Below are 937 nucleotides of genomic sequence, written 5' to 3' on the forward strand. Positions count from 1 at the left end.
GGCCCGTTGCCGACGCGATCTCCGCACTGGTCAATCTCGGCTACGGCCAGCCGCAGGCCGCCGCAGCCATTGCATCGGCATCGCGCAGCGCCGGTGAAGGCGCTGAAACGGCGCAGCTCATCCGCCTCGGTCTGAAGGAACTCGCGAAGTGACCGCGTCGATGGCCGAGCTCGTAGGGTGGGCAAAGCGCAGCGTGCCCACCATCTTTCAACCGACCGGAGACATGGTGGGCACGGCGCGAAGCGCGCCTTTGCCTACCCTGCGAGGAGCTCGCTAGGTGAGCGATCCCAAGGCCAACCGCATGGTCACGCCCGAGCGCCGCAGCGACGATGTCGGCGACACTGCGCTGCGCCCGCAATCGCTGTCCGACTTCGTCGGGCAGCAGCAGGCGCGCAAGAACCTGTCGATCTTCATCGAAGCCGCGCGCAAGCGCGGCGAGGCGCTGGATCACGTGCTGTTCGTCGGTCCGCCCGGTCTCGGCAAGACCACGCTGGCGCAGATCGTGGCCAAGGAGCTCGGCGTCGGCTTTCGCGCCACATCGGGGCCTGTCATCGCCAAGGCTGGCGATCTTGCGGCGCTGCTGACCAATCTCGAAGAGCGCGACGTGCTCTTCATCGACGAGATCCATCGCTTGAGCCCGGCCGTGGAGGAAGTGCTCTATCCCGCGATGGAGGACTTTCAGCTCGACCTCATCATCGGCGAGGGCCCGGCGGCGCGTTCGGTGAAGATCGAGCTGTCGAAATTCACGCTCGTCGGTGCCACCACGCGCGCAGGCCTGCTCACCAATCCCTTGCGCGATCGCTTCGGCATTCCGGTCCGGCTGAATTTCTACACGATCGAGGAACTCGAAAGCATCGTCAGCCGCGGCGCGCGCGTGCTTAACGTCGGCATGAGTGCAGACGGCGCCAACGAGATCGCGCGCCGGGCCCGCGGCACG

1 protein-coding gene and 1 pseudogene are annotated in these 937 nt (G+C 66.6%); both read left to right on the forward strand.

The annotated features are described in order from the left end of the window. A pseudogene (locus MOV74_RS39105) lies at positions 1 to 152 on the forward strand (Holliday junction branch migration protein RuvA); the annotation flags it as partial. Between the two features lie 125 nt (positions 153 to 277). After that, a partial coding sequence (ruvB, locus tag MOV74_RS39110) for a Holliday junction branch migration DNA helicase RuvB (RefSeq protein WP_246932949.1) occupies positions 278 to 937 on the forward strand: 660 nt, incomplete at its 3' end.

The organism is Bradyrhizobium sp. SHOUNA76, from assembly GCF_023006445.1.
Classification (GTDB): Bacteria; Pseudomonadota; Alphaproteobacteria; order Rhizobiales; family Xanthobacteraceae; genus Bradyrhizobium.